Here is a 223-nt window from a genome sequence, read left to right on the forward strand (position 1 = left end):
GCACGGCCACGGACGTGGCCTTGAGGTTGCCCAGGCCGTCGACGCTGGCCGTCAACGTGCCGTTGGCCAGCTCGAATGCCGTGGTGCCGGCCGCGCCCGAGCGCAGGCCGAAGCTGGCGTTGCTCAGCCGCAGCGACGCCGACGTACCCGCGCTCAGCGCAGCCGTCACGTTGGAGCCCACGGCCACGATGTCCGTGCCCGTCTTGGCGAAGCCCAGGTCGCC

The 223-nt window shown here is 72.6% G+C and carries 1 protein-coding gene; it reads right to left on the reverse strand.

The features are described 5' to 3' along the window. On the reverse strand, positions 1-223 hold a 223-nt coding region (locus SM757_RS35415; RefSeq protein WP_322468930.1), incomplete at both ends, for a hypothetical protein.

Source organism: Azohydromonas lata, assembly GCF_034427735.1.
Lineage (GTDB): Bacteria > Pseudomonadota > Gammaproteobacteria > Burkholderiales > Burkholderiaceae_C > Azohydromonas > Azohydromonas lata.